The sequence below is a fragment of the Vreelandella zhaodongensis genome, from assembly GCF_013415115.1.
Classification (GTDB): domain Bacteria; phylum Pseudomonadota; class Gammaproteobacteria; order Pseudomonadales; family Halomonadaceae; genus Vreelandella; species Vreelandella zhaodongensis.
Genome location: NZ_JACCDD010000002.1, coordinates 457,251 through 475,981, shown reverse-complemented (window position 1 = coordinate 475,981; position 18,731 = coordinate 457,251). Strand labels below are relative to the sequence as shown.

The 18,731-nt window shown below is 54.6% G+C and carries 19 protein-coding genes; 8 read left to right on the top strand and 11 right to left on the bottom strand.

The annotated features are described in order from the left end of the window. Positions 1 to 11 precede the first annotated feature (11 nt). Positions 12 to 620 carry an SCO family protein gene (locus tag HZS79_RS05500; protein ID WP_179927268.1) on the bottom strand — a complete coding sequence of 203 codons (609 nt, stop codon included), beginning with the start codon at positions 618 to 620 and terminating at the stop codon, positions 12 to 14. 5 nt (positions 621 to 625) lie between these two features. Beyond that, a complete protein-coding gene (locus HZS79_RS05495; RefSeq protein ID WP_162217986.1) occupies positions 626 to 1,129 on the bottom strand; it encodes a hypothetical protein in 504 nt (167 codons plus the stop codon). Positions 1,130 to 1,235: 106 nt separating this feature from the next. Here HZS79_RS05495 and HZS79_RS05490 point away from each other — a divergent pair, with 106 nt between their 5' ends. Both HZS79_RS05490 and HZS79_RS05485 read left to right on the top strand, forming a co-directional pair. Further along, positions 1,236 to 2,150, top strand: coding sequence for an AEC family transporter (locus HZS79_RS05490; protein WP_179927267.1), 915 nt, complete (start codon positions 1,236 to 1,238; stop codon positions 2,148 to 2,150). A 583-nt stretch (positions 2,151 to 2,733) separates the two neighbouring features. After that, complete coding sequence (locus HZS79_RS05485) at positions 2,734 to 3,735, top strand: 2-hydroxyacid dehydrogenase (protein WP_162217984.1); 1,002 nt, start codon at positions 2,734 to 2,736, stop codon at positions 3,733 to 3,735. Between the two features lie 30 nt (positions 3,736 to 3,765). Here the strand turns inward: HZS79_RS05485 and trmB are convergent, their stop codons facing one another. From trmB to thiS, 3 genes are read right to left on the bottom strand one after another with little or no spacing between them, the layout of a single operon-like run. Further along, complete coding sequence (gene trmB / locus HZS79_RS05480) at positions 3,766 to 4,515, bottom strand: tRNA (guanosine(46)-N7)-methyltransferase TrmB (RefSeq protein WP_162217983.1); 750 nt, start codon at positions 4,513 to 4,515, stop codon at positions 3,766 to 3,768. Between the two features lie 12 nt (positions 4,516 to 4,527). Beyond that, a complete protein-coding gene (locus HZS79_RS05475; protein WP_162217982.1) occupies positions 4,528 to 5,322 on the bottom strand; it encodes a thiazole synthase in 795 nt (264 codons plus the stop codon). 40 nt (positions 5,323 to 5,362) lie between these two features. Beyond that, complete coding sequence (gene thiS, locus HZS79_RS05470; RefSeq protein WP_162217981.1) at positions 5,363 to 5,584, bottom strand: sulfur carrier protein ThiS; 222 nt, start codon at positions 5,582 to 5,584, stop codon at positions 5,363 to 5,365. Positions 5,585 to 5,761: 177 nt separating this feature from the next. On the opposite strand from thiS, the gene HZS79_RS05465 reads away from it, so the two are divergent. Next, positions 5,762 to 6,139, top strand: a complete 378-nt coding sequence (locus tag HZS79_RS05465; protein WP_179927266.1) for a DUF423 domain-containing protein — start codon at positions 5,762 to 5,764, stop codon at positions 6,137 to 6,139. Here HZS79_RS05465 and HZS79_RS05460 read toward each other — a convergent pair. Continuing rightward, positions 6,136 to 6,570, bottom strand: a complete 435-nt coding sequence (locus tag HZS79_RS05460; RefSeq protein ID WP_162217979.1) for a PaaI family thioesterase — start codon at positions 6,568 to 6,570, stop codon at positions 6,136 to 6,138. The two genes, HZS79_RS05465 and HZS79_RS05460, sit on opposite strands and share 4 nt — an antisense overlap. Positions 6,571 to 6,638: 68 nt before the next feature. Then, the gene (locus tag HZS79_RS05455) at positions 6,639 to 8,813 is read right to left on the bottom strand and encodes a malate synthase G (RefSeq protein ID WP_162217978.1); all 2,175 of its coding nucleotides are present in this window, start codon (positions 8,811 to 8,813) and stop codon (positions 6,639 to 6,641) included. 219 nt (positions 8,814 to 9,032) lie between these two features. On the opposite strand from HZS79_RS05455, the gene HZS79_RS05450 reads away from it, so the two are divergent. Beyond that, complete coding sequence (locus tag HZS79_RS05450) at positions 9,033 to 10,001, top strand: alpha/beta hydrolase (protein ID WP_162217977.1); 969 nt, start codon at positions 9,033 to 9,035, stop codon at positions 9,999 to 10,001. On the opposite strand, the gene HZS79_RS05445 is transcribed toward HZS79_RS05450, so the two are convergent. After that, positions 9,998 to 11,506 carry a YifB family Mg chelatase-like AAA ATPase gene (locus HZS79_RS05445; RefSeq protein ID WP_179927265.1) on the bottom strand — a complete coding sequence of 503 codons (1,509 nt, stop codon included), beginning with the start codon at positions 11,504 to 11,506 and terminating at the stop codon, positions 9,998 to 10,000. The two genes, HZS79_RS05450 and HZS79_RS05445, sit on opposite strands and share 4 nt — an antisense overlap. 297 nt (positions 11,507 to 11,803) lie before the next feature. Next, a complete protein-coding gene (locus HZS79_RS05440) occupies positions 11,804 to 12,145 on the bottom strand; it encodes an accessory factor UbiK family protein (protein ID WP_162216857.1) in 342 nt (113 codons plus the stop codon). Between the two features lie 342 nt (positions 12,146 to 12,487). Between HZS79_RS05440 and HZS79_RS05435 the strand changes: the two genes are divergently transcribed. The 3 genes from HZS79_RS05435 to glnK all read left to right on the top strand — a co-directional run bounded on the left by HZS79_RS05435 (position 12,488) and on the right by glnK (position 14,681). Continuing rightward, entirely contained in the window at positions 12,488 to 12,826 is a 339-nt protein-coding gene (locus HZS79_RS05435; RefSeq protein WP_027337181.1) for a P-II family nitrogen regulator, read from the top strand. 65 nt (positions 12,827 to 12,891) lie between these two features. After that, positions 12,892 to 14,139, top strand: coding sequence for an ammonium transporter AmtB (locus HZS79_RS05430; RefSeq protein ID WP_162216858.1), 1,248 nt, complete (start codon positions 12,892 to 12,894; stop codon positions 14,137 to 14,139). Between the two features lie 203 nt (positions 14,140 to 14,342). Continuing rightward, on the top strand, positions 14,343 to 14,681 hold the full coding sequence (glnK, locus tag HZS79_RS05425) for a P-II family nitrogen regulator (protein ID WP_007112362.1): 339 nt from the start codon (positions 14,343 to 14,345) through the stop codon (positions 14,679 to 14,681). A gap of 135 nt (positions 14,682 to 14,816) precedes the next feature. Here the strand turns inward: glnK and HZS79_RS05420 are convergent, their stop codons facing one another. Next, entirely contained in the window at positions 14,817 to 15,593 is a 777-nt protein-coding gene (locus HZS79_RS05420) for a ferredoxin--NADP reductase (protein ID WP_162216859.1), read from the bottom strand. A gap of 184 nt (positions 15,594 to 15,777) precedes the next feature. On the opposite strand from HZS79_RS05420, the gene HZS79_RS05415 reads away from it, so the two are divergent. Further along, positions 15,778 to 16,704, top strand: a complete 927-nt coding sequence (locus HZS79_RS05415; protein WP_162216860.1) for a LysR family transcriptional regulator — start codon at positions 15,778 to 15,780, stop codon at positions 16,702 to 16,704. Positions 16,705 to 16,708: 4 nt separating this feature from the next. Here the strand turns inward: HZS79_RS05415 and HZS79_RS05410 are convergent, their stop codons facing one another. Continuing rightward, on the bottom strand, positions 16,709 to 18,565 hold the full coding sequence (locus HZS79_RS05410) for a methyl-accepting chemotaxis protein (RefSeq protein WP_179927264.1): 1,857 nt from the start codon (positions 18,563 to 18,565) through the stop codon (positions 16,709 to 16,711). Positions 18,566 to 18,731 lie beyond the last annotated feature (166 nt).

The following is an 18,731-nucleotide window of genomic DNA, read 5'->3' as shown; positions in this document are numbered from 1 at the left end:
GCTGCACGTGGCTAACCTCCCAGGGTGTTCTCCAACGCCGACACTAGACCATGAGGCGTTGGAGAATACAGCACTCGCTGCAGAACATCGCCTTCACGGTTTACCAAAAATAGCGATGCGCTGTGATCGATGGTGTATGCCATAGCGGAATCTGGCGCTTCAACCCGCCGCCAAATAACGCCATAGCGTGCGGCGACTTCCTCTAGCTGTTCTTGGCTGCCCACCAAACCGATAAACTCATCGCCAAAGTACTGCATATACTCTTCCATGCGAGCCAACGTATCGCGCTCGGGGTCAACGGTGATCAGGATAGGCACCACGCGCTCCCGCTGTGCGTCGTTAAGCTGGTTCAACGCCTGGCGCTTAACGGCTTGGTTCATTGGGCAAACGTCGGGGCAGTAGGTATAGCCGAATGACACAATGGCTATATCGTCTTCATCTAGCTGAAAGAGGGAGAAGTCACCCTGAGTAGACGGCATTTCTATAGGGCCGCCTACCACGTCGCCGTCGTCGGTTTGGAATGCAAACTGGTAAAGGCCGATAGCGGAAACGGCCAGCAATGCGAGTAGTAGGACTAGGCCCAGCCATAGCAGTTTACGATTGTTTGATTTAGCGGCCATGCGCATTAACTCCTGATCACGTCAAAGTCGAACCAGCTACCCAGTTTGCCTTCTGGTGTTTCTAAAATGACCCGCGCCCGCCAGGGCATCACTTCTTGGGTACAGATACCGACTTGCCCTTGGCCATGGAACCGGCCGCTCGCAGCAGCTGTTAACCCAAAACGATGCAAGCCCATGTCCATATTGCGGCCAATAAAGTCGACGGTTACTTGGCTTGGCGAGAGTCCATTCACTTCTACTTCCAGCGGTAAGATATCAAGTGCCTCTATGCGGCCATCAGCACCAATGGTCAGCGTTAGCTGACCTTTAGCACCTAGCGTTGCTGAACATGGGCCTGTATGCAAGTCACAGTTCGCATTTGGGCTAAACCACACAACATCACTGTCATCGCGTAGCCAGTTGGCGAACACGTACCAAGTGCAAGCCGCCAGCGCGAGGCCGGTGATCAGAATGAACACTTTTAGCGCTGGAAAACCCGTAAAGTAGACAGGTTTAGACAATTTCTTCATGGCAGAATGGTCGCTACGCAGGCCGAAAGGCGGAAGTTCGTTTCATGGTAACAGCAATTGTACAGATGTCGCTGTGCTGGGATGTCGCAGTCATTGAGGAACACTAATGGAGAGCATTACTGGGGCATTGGGGCCGCTGTTTTTATTAATTTTGCTGGGTGCCGCCATTGGCTATGGCCGCTGGCCAAACACAACGTTCTGGCCACAAATTGAACGGCTGATTTACTTTGTGTTGTTTCCCGCGATGCTGGTGGGGATCTTGGCAACCGCCGATGTGAGCCAAGTGCCGGTTGGGCGCTTAGCGTTGGTACTGCTCGGCACTATGGGGCTTTTTGGACTGCTGCTATGGTACTTTCGTGGTTATCTGGGGCTAACACCTTCAGCGTTTACCTCAGTGTTTCAAGGTGCCGTGCGTTTTAACACCTACGTGGGAGTAGCAGGAGCAGCGTCGCTGCATGGCAGTGTGGGGGCGACTACTGCCGCCGTGGTAGTGGCAATCATGGTGCCGGTAGTGAACGTAATGTGCGTTGCAAGCTTTGTAGTGGCGGGCACGCTGGGAAGTGGAAGTCTTGGTCAAAGTACTCGAGCGCTGGCCAAAAATCCGCTGATTTTGGCCTGCTTGGTGGGGATTGGGCTCAATCTGTCTGGGGTTGGCTTGCCCGGGTGGAGCCGAGATACAGTAGAACTGTTAGGTCGTGCGGCGTTGCCGCTAGGACTGGTTGCCGTGGGGGTGGCGCTGCGCCCAGCGGCACTGCTGCGGTTTGATCGTGGCGTGATAGCTACCAATGGTATCAAGCTGCTGTTAATGCCTGCGTTAGTGCTGCTATTGGCATGGATGGTGGGATTAGATCCCATCAGTCGTGATGTGGCACTGCTGTTTGCAGCGTTGCCTACCGCCACATCTGCCTACATTCTTGCTCGCCAGTTGGGTGGTGATGCAGAGCTGATGGCGGCGATTATTACGGGGCAAACATTATTAGCGATGTTGACGCTGCCCTTTTGGTTGCAGTTGGTCAGTTAATACACACGCCTAGTCTAAAAATAAATAAAAAGTATTCGCATTTGGGTTGACGGAGTAAATGAGAATGATTATATTGTGATTGTCAGCGTTTGATGAGACGTTGGCAACCACGACAGAAACCGCCAGTTTCCTGTCATGGTTTCTCCCTCTCATTGCTAGTCACGGTCTTTTGCCGCTCCCCTTGGAGCGGCTTTCTTTTTTTCTAGTGACTGTGTTTGCTGAAACATTGGCAACCACGACGCTATTGCAAAGATCAGCGCCAGTTTCCTTTTATGGTTTCTCCCTCTTCTCATTGCTAGTCACAGTCTTTTGCCGCTCCCTTGGAGCGGCTTTCTTTTTTTCTAGTGACTGTGTTTGCTGAAACATTGGCAACCACGACGCTATTGCAAAGATCAGCGCCAGTTTCCTTTTATGGTTTCTCCCTCTCATTGCTAGTCACGGTCTTTTGCCGCTCCCCTTGGAGCGGCTTTCTTTTTTATAGCGACATCTTTCTTTGACCTCGGTGAATACTGTCGGCGTTGTTTAGGCAGACAATAGGCAAATTGCCTATGCTGACCTTTAGTTCCGAGCCAGGAGAGCTGACATGCGCGTTGCCGTTTTTAGCGCCAAACCTTACGACCAAACCTTTCTTACCCGTGCCAATGCCGCGAAGCGTCATGAACTCTGCTTTTTTGATGCGCGCTTAACCGTCGATACGGCGCCTCTCGCGAAAGGGTTTGAAGCTGTATGCGCTTTTGTAAATGACCATTTGTATGCGGATGTTCTAGAGCAGCTACACAATAGCGGCATACGATTGATAGCACTGCGCTCGGCTGGGTTTAATCATGTTGACTTGGCGACGGCCGAGCGTTTGGGAATTACCGTGGTGCGGGTGCCCGCCTATTCACCCCACGCGGTGGCCGAGCACGCGGTCGCCCTTGTGTTGAGTCTGAACCGCATGACCTATCGCGCTTACAACCGAGTGCGCGAGGGTAACTTCGCTCTGGATGGCCTACTGGGGTTTGATCTGTTTGGGAAAACCGTTGGGGTGATTGGTACTGGGAATATTGGGCTGATTTTTGCTGACATCATGCATGGTTTTGGCTGTCGCATCGTTGCCAGTGACCCATTCCCAAACCCACAGGCGAAGCCGTTTGTGGAGTACGTGCCGCTGGAATCGCTTTACGCTCAGGCGGATATTATCTCGCTGCACTGCCCGCTTACCCCTGACACCGACCACCTGATTAACGCCGATGCCATTGCGCAGATGAAACAAGGCGTGATGCTAATTAATACGGGTCGTGGGCGAGTAGTGGACACACAGGCGGTGATTGCCGGGCTAAAAAACGGTCGTATTGGTCGCCTGGGACTGGATGTCTACGAAGAGGAGGAGCAGCTATTTTTCGAGGACCTATCGGACAAGATGATCGATGATGATCAGTTCATGCGTTTGACAACCTTTCATAACGTGCTGATTACTGGGCATCAGGCGTTTTTCACTAACGAGGCACTGACCAATATTGCCGAGACCACATTGGCGAATATCGACGCCTTCGAAAGTGGTAGCGGTACGCTGCATCGCGTCGTTTACGATAAGCGAACATAAACGACGCTTAGCTACCTTTAATTGCTACTTTTAAACGTCACGGCGGTAGATCAAATCCCACACGCCGTGGCCAAGTTTTTCGCCACGAGCTTCAAACTTGGTGAGCGGCCGGAAGTCTGGGCGCGGCACGTAGGGCGCTGTTTCTGAGCTAGCGGTATTCGCGTAGCCGGGTGCGGCGTCCATCACCTCGGCCATCCACTCGGCGTAGGCTTCCCAGTCGGTTGCCATGTGGAAGGTGCCACCAAGCTTTAAGCGCGTACGAATAAGCTCAACAAACGCGGGCTGTACAATGCGTCGCTTGTGATGCTTCTTCTTCGGCCACGGGTCGGGGAAAAACAGCTGCAGTGTGGTTAGCGAGCCTTCAGGCAGGCACTGCTCCAACACCGCTAGGGCATCTTCGCGGTACACGCGCAGGTTGGTTAGGCCGCGTTTATCTACCTCATCTAGCAGCTTGCCCACCCCTGGTGCGTGAACCTCAATGCCAATAAAGTCAGTATCTGGGTGGCGCTCAGCCTGCTCGATGAGTGAGTTGCCCATACCAAAGCCGATTTCCACCACCCGTGGTGCTTGGCGGCCAAACAGGGCGTCAAGATCCTGACGCCCATCGGCAATCGTCAGTCCTAAGCGTGGCCAGACATCTTCTAGGCCACGATTTTGTGCTGGTGTCATGCGCCCTGCGCGAATCACGTAGCTCTTAATGCCCCGCCGGTGCAGTGGGGCATCGGCGCTTTCAGGGCCAGTAGCGCTGCTTTCGGGTGTGGTGTCGTTCGTATCGGTCATGATGTCTCTGTATCAGCCGTTAATCCGGCCTGCAAAAGGCGAAGAGGGGTCGGCGCTCTGGCGGCGCGGCATACGACCCGCTAAGAAGGCATCGCGGCCAGCTTCTACGGCCAGTTTCATGGCGTTAGCCATACGCAGCGGATCGCGGGCGTGGGCGATAGCGGTGTTGAGCAGCACGCCGTCGCACCCTAGCTCCATTGCCATGGCGGCGTCAGATGCAGTGCCAATGCCAGCATCCACTAGTACGGGTACACGGCTTTGCTCAACAATCAGGCGTACATTATGCGGGTTTTGAATGCCGTGCCCCGAGCCAATCAACGAACCTAGCGGCATGATAGCGCAGCAGCCCATAGCTTCTAATTCACGTGCCACAATGGGGTCGTCGCTGGTGTACACCATCACGTCGAAGCCGTCAGCCAGCAGTGTTTCGGCGGCTTTTAGCGTCTCGACCACATTGGGGTAGAGCGTATGATCGTCGCCGAGTACTTCCAGCTTGACTAGGTTATGGCCGTCTAACAGCTCGCGCGCCAAACGGCAGGTGCGCACAGCATCTTTGGCGTTGTAGCAACCGGCGGTGTTGGGCAGCAATGTGTAGCGCTGGGGGGAAACCACATCGAGTAGATTAGGCGCGTCGGCGTCCTGACCTAAGTTGGTGCGGCGTACGGCAAAGGTGACAATTTCTGCACCGCTTTGGGCAATGGCCGCGCCGGTCTCAGTAAAGTCTTTGTACTTGCCAGTACCCACCAGCAGGCGGGAGCTGAACTCGCGTCCAGCAACGGTAAACGGTGTATCAGTCAGTGACGTCATAGCGGTTCCTTGTGAAAGCAAAAACGGGTGACGGGCTACGCTAGCCGCCGCCGATGGCGTGAACGACTTCTATTTGGTCGCCATTGGCTAACTGCGTTTGAGCAAGCTGGCTTTTAGGCACGATCTGTTCGTTAATTTCCACAGCGATACGGCGTCCGGTCAGGCCTAGTTGCTCAATCAGATCGGCGGCACTAAGTCCGGCTGCCAGCGTATGCGATTCGCCATTGAGCGTCAGTTGTATCGACTCATTAGGAGTAGGCATAACGGTAAGTGTCCCATTCGGTGAGGCAAAGCAGTGTCTATTGTAGCGGTTTCGTACCGCTCAAGGTATGTAACAACGTTAATCATGTCAGTGAAATATCGAGTGCGTATGTCGAGGACTTATCCAAAGCACTTATCCCAAGTACTTATAGTAAGTATTTATAAACAGGAGTAACGCATGCAGCGAGCAGACAAACCCTGGTGGTGTTTAGTGGCCCTCTCGGGGGCGTTAATGGTGATAGTAGGGGCCTATGCGGCTCACGGGTTGGCATCGCGTACCAGTGCTGCAATGGTCGACATCGTCGAAACCGGCGTGCGTTACCAAGCTTGGCATACCCTAGCCATGTTGGCGGTATTGGCTTGGCGCAATCACTCCCCGCAACGAGGGCAGCACATAGTGTTGGCGCTATGGGCGTTAGGCATCACGGCGTTTTCAGGCTCGCTTTACCTAATGGCACTGGCAGGCCTGAGCGCTGGTATTGTGACGCCCATCGGTGGCTTGCTGCTGACAGCAGGCTGGTTAGGATTAGCCACCACTGCGCTATTCAGCCGCTAGCGCGGCGGTTGGCCAGCTGGGTTGTCTGGCAGCGCATAGCTGGCGGTAATATGCGCAACGGGTTTAGTGTCATCGCTAGCAGAGAAAATCTGCACTTCGCCTACCGCTAAGCGGCGGCCTAGCTTGATGAGTTTGGCGTGAGCAATAATATCGTGCTCGCCTGAGGCGGCGCGCAAGAAGTGGCAGTTCAAGTCGCTGGTGACCGCCATCGCTTCAGGACCTATTTGTGCCAAAATGGCCACATACAGCGCCACATCTGCAAAGCCCATCATGGTAGGGCCAGACACCCGTGGGCCAGGGCGAAGGTGCTCATCGCCGATGGTTAGTCGAAGTGTGGCTGTCATCTCGCCGACGCGTTCAATACGCCCCATTCGCTGGGGAAACACGTCATCAAGAAAGTGCTCAATCTGCTCGGCGGTCATAACAGTCATTGTTGTTTTCCTTATATAAAAAAGCCCCGAGGCATGCGCCTCGAGGCTGATGACAGCGTAAAGCGCGCTTACTTCGCCTTATGCACCTGACGCCACTCGTGGAGTAGTGGCTCGGTATAGCCAGAAGGCTGTACGCGGCCTTTGAAGATCAGGTCTGAGGCTGCTTTAAAGGCTGTTGAGTCCTCAAAGTTGGCGCTCATGGCAGTGTAGGTGGGGTCGCCAGCGTTCTGCTCATCCACCACCTTGGCCATCCGCTTGAGTGTTTCTTCCACCCGTGGCGCGTCAATAATGCCGTGGTGTAGCCAGTTGGCGATATGCTGGCTGGAGATACGCAGCGTGGCGCGGTCTTCCATCAGCCCCACGTTGTGGATATCCGGCACTTTTGAGCAGCCTACGCCGTGTTCTACCCAACGAACCACATAGCCAAGAATGCCCTGGCAGTTGTTATCCAGCTCTTGCTGAATTTCTTCATCCGACCAGTTGGCATTTGCCGCCACTGGCACAGTTAGCAGGTCATCTAAAAAGTCGGGTTCGCCCTGGGCTTCCAGCTCGCGCTGAACGTCCGTTACGTTGACTTGGTGGTAGTGAAGCGCATGCAGTGCCGCTGCCGTGGGAGAAGGCACCCACGCGGTATTCGCACCTGCCTTCGGGTGACCAATTTTCTGCTCTAGCATATTGTGCATCAGGTCTGGCATGGCCCACATGCCTTTACCAATTTGGGCACGACCACGCAGGCCGCAGGCTAAGCCCACTTGCACGTTATTCTTCTCGTAGGCGGTGATCCACGCAGCGCTCTTCATATCGCCTTTGCGAACCATCGGGCCTGCTTCCATGGCGGTGTGCATTTCATCACCGGTGCGGTCAAGGAAGCCGGTGTTGATGAACACAACCCGAGAAGCTGCTTCAGCAATACACGCCTTCAAGTTGACGGTGGTGCGGCGCTCTTCATCCATGATGCCCATTTTCAGGGTGTCACGGCTCATGCCTAGGATGTCCTCAACGCGACCAAACAGCTCGTTGGCGAACGCGACTTCTTTGGGCCCGTGCATCTTCGGCTTAACGATATACACGGAACCGGTGCGCGAGTTGCGCGGCTGGTCGGCGTCTTTCTTCAGATCATGCAGCGCCAGCAGTGAAGTCACCACCGCATCAAGGATGCCTTCTGGCAACTCGCTGCCATTCTCATCCAGAATCGCCGGCGTGGTCATCAGGTGACCCACGTTGCGAACGAACATCAGCGAACGACCGGGCAGTTTAACGGTGTTGCCATCGGTAGTTTGCCAAGTGCGATCAGCGTGCAGCGTCCGCTTGAAGGTCTTACCACCCTTGTCGATGCTCTCTTCCAGATCGCCCTTCATCAGGCCGAGCCAGTTGCTATAAACACCGACTTTATCTTCAGAATCGACGGCGGCAACGGAGTCTTCACAATCCATAATCGCAGTCAGCGCTGCTTCCACAACCACGTCTTTTACGTGAGCGGGGTCGGTTTTACCGATCGGGTGACTGTCATCAATCTGGATTTCCAAATGCAGGCCGTTGTTGGTCAGCAAAATGGAGTCAGGGGCCGATGCATCGCCGTTAAAGCCGATCAGTTTGCCGGAATCTTTCAGGCCGGTTTCGCGGCCACCGTCCAGACTAACCACCAAATGGCCGTCACGAATAGCATATTTCACCGCATCTCGGTGAGAGCCAGTGGCCAGCGGGGCAGCACGATCAAGCACGCCGCGAGCATAAGCGATAACTTTCTGACCACGCTTCGGGTTGAAACTGGTGCCTTTTTCAGCGCCGTCTTCTTCTGAGATTGCATCGGTGCCGTACAGGGCATCGTACAAGCTGCCCCAGCGCGCGTTGGCTGCGTTAAGGGCGTAACGGGCATTGCTAACGGGTACAACCAATTGTGGACCCGCTTGAGCGGCAATTTCACGATCCACATTGGCGGTGGTGGTTTTAACACTGTTCGGCGCTTCAGCCAGATAACCTGCTTCTTTCAGGAAGCTGCGGTAAGCGGACATATCGCTCACCGGGCCGGGGTTTTCACGGTGCCAAGCATCAAGTTTTTCTTGAAGCGTTTCGCGCTCTTCGAGTAGTTGGCGGTTTTTTGGGGTCAAATCGTGAAAAAGGGCATCGACACCAGCCCAGAAGGCGCTCTCGTCGACGCCGGTGCCCGGCAAAGCCTGCTCGTTGATGAAACGGTCCAGGTCGGCTGCCACCTGTAAACGGTGGCGCGTGATACGCTCGCTCATGAGGTTCTCCTGTAAAGGTGCCCGTGGTTAACTTTTTTATTACAGTCAGCTTATCACGGTCAGGTAAATGTATATTTGTGGAAAATACTTCCACATCTACGGTGGCATGTAAACAGCGTGGACCCTAAAGCGGCAAAATGCTCGACCAAATGATGAGAACGGTAGAAGTTGCTGCTGTCGCTCAGCCAATGGAAGTGTGGCGCTCACGGAGAGACGTTGATGCATAATTTCCAACACTTGGAAGGCTTGTTTAGGCAAGCGGCAGGCGAGTCGTTGCTCTCCCGGTTATCCCCAGGAGGAACACTGACACAGGCCATGCATGACTACTTTCGCCACTATGGCTTGGAAACGCTATTAAACGACACCAGCGAGGTACATGCTGGGTTTGTCGATACTGGGCGCTTTGCCTTGTGGTGCCAGGTCTGGAGCCCACCGGCCCCCACTGGCACCGCGTTTGTGATTCACGGTTACTTTGACCATTTAGGCCTTTACCGCCATTTGCTCGGCTGCCTATTGGCCAAAGGGTGGCGGGTGGTGTTGTGGGACCTTCCCGGTCACGGTCTTTCCAGCGGCCCGCGGGCAGAAATCGAAGATTTTGACGATTATCAGCACTGTCTCGCGCATTTGCAGGCGACACTACATGCCCAGGGCATGGCTCCCAAACCGTGGCTAGGCGTCGGACAGAGTACTGGTGCGGCGATATTGGCGACCGACGCGCTTACCCGTCGTGAGGCGGCAGGCTGGGCAGGTATCGTGCTGCTTGCACCGCTGGTGCGTCCCTGGCGCTGGAGCCAGTCTAGCTGGCTGCATCTTATTGCCAGCCCCTTTTTAAAAGAGCTGCCGCGTAAATATCGCCCTAATTCTACTGATGAGCAGTTTACAACGTTTCTGCGTGACCAAGACCCGCTTCAACCTGAGCGGTTAAGCGTTACGTGGATAACCGCGATGCGACGCTGGATGCCGCGTTTGCTGGCACTGGCACCCAACCCGCTGCCGACGCTGATTTTGCAGGGTGAGCAAGACTTGACGGTAGACTGGGAGTGGAACCTTACAGTACTGGAGGAGAAGTTTCCCAATGCCGAGATCCACCGCCACCCAGAAGCCCGACACCATTTGGTTAATGAGGCTGAACCGATTCGGCGAGAGTTGTTTGATGCATTGGATAATTTTGTCGAGAACGTTCACTAAGCCCCTTTCAATAGCCTATCCAGCTGTCGGTAGCCGATGGCTTCGATAAAGTGCGGCTGGCTGGGCTTGGGTTCGCCTTGTAGGTCGGCTAGAGTCAGTGCGACTCGCAGGACGCGGTGGTAAGCGCGGGCGGAGAGCTTGAGCTTTTCTAATACGCCTGCCAGCCAAGCGCGTTCTTCGTCGTTTAACGCGCAGGCGGCTTCTAGGGCTTTGCCACTCAGTTGGCTATTGAGCGCGCCCCGCGCCATTTGGCGCTCTCGGGCGGCCATCACTCGCTCGCGCACGGCGCTGGAAGGTTCACCCTGAGTCTGGGCGGTGAGCTGCTCGGGCGGTAGGGCGGGCACTTCTACTTGTAGGTCAATACGGTCTAATAGTGGCCCAGAAAGCCGCGCTTGGTAGCGCTGAATCTGGCTGGCGCTGCACTGACAACGCTGGCGTGGGTCGCCTAGGTGCCCACATGGGCAGGGGTTCATCGCCGCAACGAGCTGGAACTGCGCTGGGTAACGGCGCTCATGGCTAGCACGTGAGAGGTGAATTTCCCCTGTTTCCAGGGGCTGCCTTAATACTTCGAGCACGTTGCGGGAAAACTCCGGCAGCTCGTCTAAAAACAGCACGCCGTGGTGAGCAAGTGAGATTTCCCCAGGTTTGGGTTTTGAGCCCCCGCCTACTAGTGCGGCGGCGCTGGCGCTATGGTGGGGCTGACGAAACGGCCGCTGGCCCCAGTCTGCTTCCAGGGGCAGCCCACACACTGAACGTACGGCGGCCACTTGCAGCGCATCGTCTTCGCAAAGCGGCGGTAAAATGCCCGGTAAGCGGCTAGCGAGCATGGTTTTACCGGTGCCTGGAGGCCCTGCTAACAGCAAGTTATGGCCACCAGCGGCCGCCACTTCCAGCGCGCGGCGTGCCTGCTGCTGGCCGCGCACGTCGGCTAAATCGGCAATGGGGGCAGTGGATCTCACTGAGGCAGACAGCTGGTGGGGCGGGATTTTCTCTTGCCCCAGCAAATGAGCCACGACTTGCCATAGGGTGTCGGCGGGTAGCACCGGTAAATCGCCCGCTAGTGCGGCTTCATCGGCACAGGCGCGTGGAATAATCAGTGCTTTATTGACGCGCCGTGTGGCAAGGGCAAAAGGCAATACGCCGGGCACGGCGCGTAGTTTGCCATCCAGCGCCAGTTCGCCAGCGCACTCCATGCCTTCTAGCGCATCTACGGGAATCTGGCCGGAGGCAGCCAAAATGCCGAGCGCAATCGGCAAATCGAAGCGACCACCCTCTTTAGGCAGGTCGGCAGGGGCAAGGTTGAGGGTAATCCGCTTGGTGTTGGGGAAATCAAACCCGGCATTGATCAGTGCGCTGCGCACCCGCTCGCGGCTCTCTTTGACGGCGGTTTCCGGTAGACCCACTAGCGTTAGTCCCGGCAACCCGTTTGCTAGATGTACCTCAACGTGCACCGCCGGTGCTTCCAAACCCACGCCCGCGCGCGTGGCAACAATCGCAAGTGTCATGGCGTTCCCTCGCTCATTAATGTTTCCTTAATACCTCTAAACCGTACGTTATTGCCACCGTTTAAACCTAGTGCTCTTAAGGAGAAGGTAGTGTATTACGGGATAAATCCTTGTATGACGAGAGGATAGGCGTAGGCGCGTGCGTTGGCGGTATCGTGTTATGGCGTTAGAGAGGGTGACGTGTGGTGAGGTTGTCTGCTAGCTGCTCTCTATTGGTGCTTTTGTAGTACGGCAACAGCAGTGAAGTGTTATTAAAGCAGCGGCAAGGATAGCTTGCCGCTGATAAAAGCGCCTGAATTACTCTGAGTTTTTAGGGCTACTTGGTGTTGCGCTGTCGGGTTGAGCAGGTGCTGGCGGCGCCTCTGCTTCAACGGGAGTGGCGCTCGCGGAGGTAGACGCTTCAACTGCTGCTTCAAGGCTGGCCACTTGGCGTTCCAGTGCTTCAACGCGTGCGCGCGTGCGCTGCAGCACATCCATCAAAATATCGAAGTCTTCCCGTGACACCAACTCCAGACGGTCAAAGGCGCCGCGCACCACTTGCTGTACGCCTTTTTGGATGTCTTCCGGGGCTTGGGACGCGTTCTGTAAACGGTCTCCAATTTGCTGTGCTAAACGACTAATGCGGTCTTGGGGCACCATCACGTTCTCCTTAAATGCCACGCGTCAATGTGAGCTGCTTACAACAATATTAATAAGGATACGCAACCCACCGCTATTACGCATGTGTCGTTTGCAATTAAGGCGCATGTTGCACTGCATCGAAATGGAGCGCCTTACTTTTATTAATGTTCCTTTATGGTGCAGGCACATGATTGAGCGCGCGCAGGTATACCCCATACCTTCTGTGGATTATTAATTTATATAAAACAACCTGCTGACTTTTAAGCGAAAAAACTTGGGTGGCACGGTATGCGCATTGACGAGGTAGGCATCTTATTCGGGCGGCGCTGCCGCTACCTAATCCAGCAGGGGAGATCTGGGATGAAACTCATCACCGCCATCATCAAACCATTCAAGCTTGACGACGTTCGTGAAGCGCTCGCCGATAACGGTGTTCAGGGCATTACGGTGACTGAAGTCAAAGGCTTTGGTCGTCAAAAGGGGCACACAGAGCTGTATCGAGGTGCAGAGTATGTTGTTGATTTTCTACCGAAAGTAAAGGTTGAAGTTGCCGTTGATGATGGTCGCTTGGAGAGCGTTCTTGATGCTATTTGCAGCGCAGCTAACAGCGGCAAGATTGGTGACGGCAAGGTGTTTGTGACGCCGTTAGAAGATGTCATTCGTATTCGTACAGGTGAGCGTGGTGCTGATGCGGTGTAAATCACGCGCCGAACAGCACTGACCTTAGTACGCATCATTTCTTTTAGCATAACGGGGAACACCTCATGAATGAGTTAGCTGATTTGAGCTACGCGATCGATACGTTTTATTTCTTGATCTGTGGCGTGCTCGTAATGTGGATGGCCGCTGGCTTCTCTATGCTTGAAGCGGGCTTGGTTCGTTCCAAAAACACCGCAGAAATTTTGACCAAAAATATCGCGCTGTTCGCGATTGCCTGCACCATGTATCTGCTGGTGGGTTATTACATTATGTATTCAAGCGGTGAGGGTGGCTTCTTGCCAAACCTCGGCTTCTTGATCGGTGCAGAAAACAGCATAGATGCGGTGACCGCAGGCGGTGATGATGCGCCTTACTACTCTATGCGTTCTGACTTTTTCTTCCAGGTAGTGTTTGTCGCAACCGCCATGTCGATTGTGTCCGGTGCCGTTGCCGAGCGTATGAAACTATGGGCATTCTTGGCCTTCGCCGTTGTGATGACTGCCTTTATTTACCCAGTATCTGGTTACTGGACCTGGGGTGGTGGCTGGTTAGATGCGGTAGGTTACTCGGACTATGCGGGATCTGGAATTGTCCACATGGCGGGCGCTGCTGCTGCGTTAGCGGGTGTATTGATCCTGGGTCCACGTAAAGGTAAATACGGTAAAGATGGTTCTATCCATGCAATTCCGGGCGCTAACATGCCGCTGGCAACGTTGGGTACCTTCATTCTGTGGATGGGCTGGTTCGGCTTCAACGGTGGTTCTGAACTGAAAATGTCTGATGTTGGCTCCGCTAATAACGTTGCACAGGTATTTGTGAACACCAACGCGGCCGCTGCGGGTGGCGTGCTTGCCGCACTGATTCTTGCCAAGCTATGGTTCCGTAAAGCGGATCTCACGATGGCCCTCAATGGTGCGTTGGCTGGCCTAGTGGCGATTACGGCTGATCCATTGTCACCTTCTGCATTGAGCGCTGTCATTATTGGTGCCGTGGGCGGTCTGATCGTTGTTGTCGCGATCATTACGCTGGACAAACTAAAGCTTGATGACCCGGTTGGTGCGATCTCGGTGCACGGTGTTGTGGGTATCTGGGGTGTGCTGGTGGTGCCGCTAAATAATAGCGATGCCTCTTTTGGCGCACAGCTGATCGGTATCGTTGGTATCTTTGGCTGGGTATTCGTTGCGAGCCTGGTGGTATGGCTAGTGCTGAAAGCCATCATGGGTATCCGCGTTAGCGAAGAAGAAGAGTATGAAGGTGTCGATATCGCTGAGTGTGGTCTTGAAGCCTACCCCGAGTTTAGCGTTAAGAAATAAGCTTGCACTCATGCAATGAGCAAGCGTGCTCTTTTGGCCTCCCTAACCGGGAGGCCTTTTTGTCTTGGCACATTCTCGCGGCACATTTGCGGTGATTTTTTATTCTCTGCCAGTAGCGGTGTATGCTTAATAGTAACGGGCTTGGCTAACTGCAGTGGCCCGCCAACCTTTGATAAAAGGCCACCAAGCTAGAGGATGTCGCAATGAAATTGATCACAGCCATTATCAAGCCGTTTAAGCTTGATGACGTACGCGAATCGCTCTCTGATATCGGCGTGCAGGGCATTACGGTAACGGAAGTGAAGGGCTTTGGCCGTCAGAAAGGCCACACAGAGCTATACCGTGGTGCAGAGTACGTGGTGGATTTTCTGCCTAAAGTAAAGTTGGAAGTCGCGGTAGATGACGATATGGCAGAACAGGTAATCGATGCTATTACCCAGGTTGCCAATACGGGAAAAATCGGCGACGGCAAAATCTTTGTGATGCCGCTGGAGCAGGTGATCCGTATTCGTACTGGTGAAACCGGTAAAGACGCGGTTTAACCGCGACGGGCGCTCAGTCGCCTAAAGTTACCAAAACGCCCCGCTAAATAGACAGTTTAGCGGGGCGTTTCCTTGTTAGCGCTGGTGTTATGAGCGCCACTGATTGTCGAGCTAACTTTTCACAGCTTTTTTTGCCTACTTCTCGACAAAGGCTCGCTCAATCACGTAATCGCCTGGCTCGCCCATGCGCGGGGAAATATTCAGGCCCAACTCGTCCAGCAGTGCGCTAGTGTCGTCGAGCATGGCGGGGCTGCCGCAAATCATCGCACGATCCTGGCGCGGATCAATTGGCGGAAGACCGGTATCTTCAAACAGCTTGCCGCTGCGAATGTGATCAGTCAGGCGTCCCATGGTGTGGAACTCTTCACGGGTGACCGTGGGGTAGTACACCAGTTTCTCGGCAATTTCTTCGCCCAGATATTCGTGAGCAGGCAGCTCTTTGGTGATGAAATCGGCGTAGGCCAGTTCAGATACCTCGCGCACGCCATGTATCAGCACCACTTTTTCAAAGCGCTCGTACACTTCAGGGTCTTGGATCAGACTCATAAACGGTGCAAGGCCAGTACCGGTGGAAAGCATGTAAAGGTTGCGGCCAGGAAGCAGGTCATCGCATACCAGCGTGCCTGTAGGTTTGCGGCTGACCATGATTTGGTCGCCAACTTGAAGGTGCTGCAAGCGCGATGTGAGCGGGCCATCGGGCACTTTGATGCTGAAAAATTCCAGATGGTCTTCGTAGTTGGGGCTGGCAATGGAGTAAGCGCGCATCAGCGGTTTGCCGTTCACTTCCAGGCCAATCATCACAAATTGGCCATTTTTGAAGCGCAGGCTGCGTTCGCGGGTGGTGCGAAAGCTGAACAGGGTGTCGTTCCAGTGGTGAACGCTGAGGACTTCTTCCAGGGCAAACTTGCTCATGCTGACTCCTCCAAGGGCAGAGTGGCTTAAGCCTCGTCCGCCATATTCTAAAAAAGAATAAAAAATAGCTAAATATGATGCTGCTAATTCTAAATACAGGGTGGTATATCTGTTAAGTGAATTATACTGATAACCCTTATCTAAATAATAGATATAAAGTTTCCTGAGCAGATGAGTCATTGCCATGCATTACACGTTGCGCCAACTGGAAGTTTTTGTCGCGGTTGCCCAGCACGAAAGTGTTTCACACGCGGCGCGCGCCCTCGCGATGTCGCAGTCCGCCACTAGCACGGCGCTGGCTGAGCTTGAGCGGCAATTTGATTGCCAGCTGCTTGATCGTATTGGCAAGCGCTTAAAACTGAATGCGCTGGGTTTTCAGCTGTTGCCGAAAGCAGTTGCCCTGCTGGATAGAGCCGAAGAAGTAGAAGAGCTGTTGCGAGGCCAGCAAGGGGTCGGGGCGCTGGATGTGGGAGCGACGCTGACCATTGGCAACTATTTGGCCACGCTATTGATCAGCGATTTTATGCAGCGCCACCCCGGCAGTCGTGTGCGTTTAGCCGTGCGAAACACACGACACATTATCGAGGGGGTGCGCCAGCATTCGCTTGATCTGGGGTTGATAGAAGGCCAGTGCGACGATGATATGATCATCAGTCAGCCCTGGGTGGAGGATGAGCTGTGCGTGTTCTGTTCGCCGCGCCACCCGCTGGCGGGTCGCGAGCATCTAGAGCTGGAACAACTGCTGCGTGAAGACTGGATTATGCGCGAGGAGGGCTCTGGCACTCGCATGACCCTTGAGCACGCCGCGCGGCATCGGCGTAGCCGGTTTAACACCCTGCTGGAGCTTGAGCATACCGAGGGCATTAAGCGGGCGGTAGAATCGGGTCTGGGCATCGGCTGCGTTTCCAGGCTAGCGCTGCGTGATGCTTTCCGGCGTGGCAGCTTAGTGCCGCTGCCAACACCGGAGTTAGACTTAAAACGTCAGTTCACCTTCATTTGGCACCGTCACAAGTACCTAACCACGGGGGTGCGTGAGTTCTTGCGACTGTGCCGAGAGATGACGGCGGGCGCTAAGCGCAGTGATGATATTCCGCTACCGCCGATTCCTTAGTCACTCAATACGATGGTAAAGCGTTGGTCGAGTTGACAGTTAGAGGAGCCGAAGGGTGTTGAGACAGCTTGAAGCTGCTGATGGTGCCCGTAAGATGGTCGGCCTGCTCTTTCAGCTGTTCGGCGGCGGTGGTGGACTCTTCCACCATGGCAGCATTCTCCTGGGTCATACGGTCAAGTTCAGACACGGCAATATTGATCTGCTTGATGCCATCGCTCTGCTCACTAGTGGCGGAATTGATTTCCTCTAGCACATCGGTAACGCGGGTGATGTGAGCGACAATATCCTGCATGGTGGCGCCTGCGTTTTGCACTAATGCAGTACCGTTATTCACTTTGCTTTGTGAGTCTTCAACGAGTTTTTGAATATCGTTGGCAGCTTCACTACTGCGTCCCGCCAGTTTGCGAACTTCGTCGGCAACCACGGCAAAACCGCGGCCATGCTCGCCTGCCCGGGCGGCTTCTACAGAGGCGTTAAGGGCCAGTAAGTTGGTTTGGAAGGCAATGCTGTTCATTAACGTAACGATTTCGCCAATTTTATGGGAGGCCTGGGAAATGTCTTCCATCGTGGTGACCACATTGGCGACCGCTTGACCGCCCTCTTTAGCGACTTTCGAGGCCGTATGGGAGAGCTGGTTGGCTTCTTGGGCCGAAGCGGCGGTGTGCTCCACCGTGCTGGTTATCTGTTCCACCGAGGCGGATGTCTGCTGCAGGCTAGAAGCCGCGTTATCGGTACGGCGAGATAGATCCTGGCCGCCCAGGGCAATTTCGTTAGCGGCATGGTGCACCGACTCACTGCTGGTGCGCACATCAATCAAGACCGCTTCCATTTTGCCTACGAAACGGTTGAAGGCACCGCAAATCTGGGCCACTTCATCGCGGCCTTGTTCTGGTAGTCGGCGGGTCAGGTCCCCTTCGCCACTGGCGATGTCATTTAAAGCATCTCGGGCTCGTTCGAGGCCGGTGAACGCGCGCTTGAGCCACAAGCTCAGCAGCAGAGCGGTGACAGTAATGATGGCGATTAACGTGAACAATGAAGACTTGAGGATGGCGCGCAGCCCTGCAGTGGCTTCACGCTCGTCTAGCGCCACGCCGAGCTCCCAGTCGGTACCGGCGATAGAGGTCACTGAGAGTCGTTTAGTCTGGCCGTCGACTTGGATAGGCTTCCATGCATCCCGAGCCGCGCTCAGTTGCTTGATAGCCGCAGGGGATAAGGTGTCGCTAATTCGACTCAGAGGCTCAAGTGCCAACGCAGCGTCGGGATGCGCAATCACCGTCTCGCCACCGTGACTCAGAAAGGCAAAGCTCGAAGGTGTCGGCTGAATAGCGTTGACCTGGCTGACGAGGTTGTCGATGACGACATCGCCGCCGATCACCCCATGCAAACGTCCATTGTGTTTGACCGGCGTCGCAAAGGTAACCACTAGCTGATTGCTGTTGGCGTCCACGTAGGGCTGCGAGAGGATAGTACGATCCTGATCTGTTGCTGCTTGGTACCAGTCACGCTGTCGAGGGTCATAATCACTGCCTGGTATCCAGCCATCGGAAGACAGGTGGCTACCATCGGGTTGGCCGAAAAAGGCCGCTAGGAAGCCGCCGGACTCTGCTAACTGGATGAGAGGCGCAAGCGGGTCATTATCGATCACGGGCATGCGCGCTGCTTCTAGTATGGCGGTGCGGGCATCAATCCACTCCTCAATTGCCAGGGCGTTACCCTGTGAGATGGATGCCAGCTGTCGGGCTACCTGTTGGTCGTTATGTGTCTGCAAGGTCAGATAACTGACCGAGGCATTAATAGTCAGTGCTAGCGTGATCACCAGCAAAGTGATCATCATGATGCGCAAGCGTAGGGACGACAGCATTAATTAAGTCTCGCTATTTAGGTAAAGTCAGGTCGGAAGTTGACCGCTTGGTAGGTAACATCTGCTGTCATGCTATCGGCGTCGATTGATACGACTTTAGGTGTAGGTTGCGGTGAGTGCAGATTTTTAGACGAGGAAAGCACGCACGGTCTTAAGGCACGCGAAG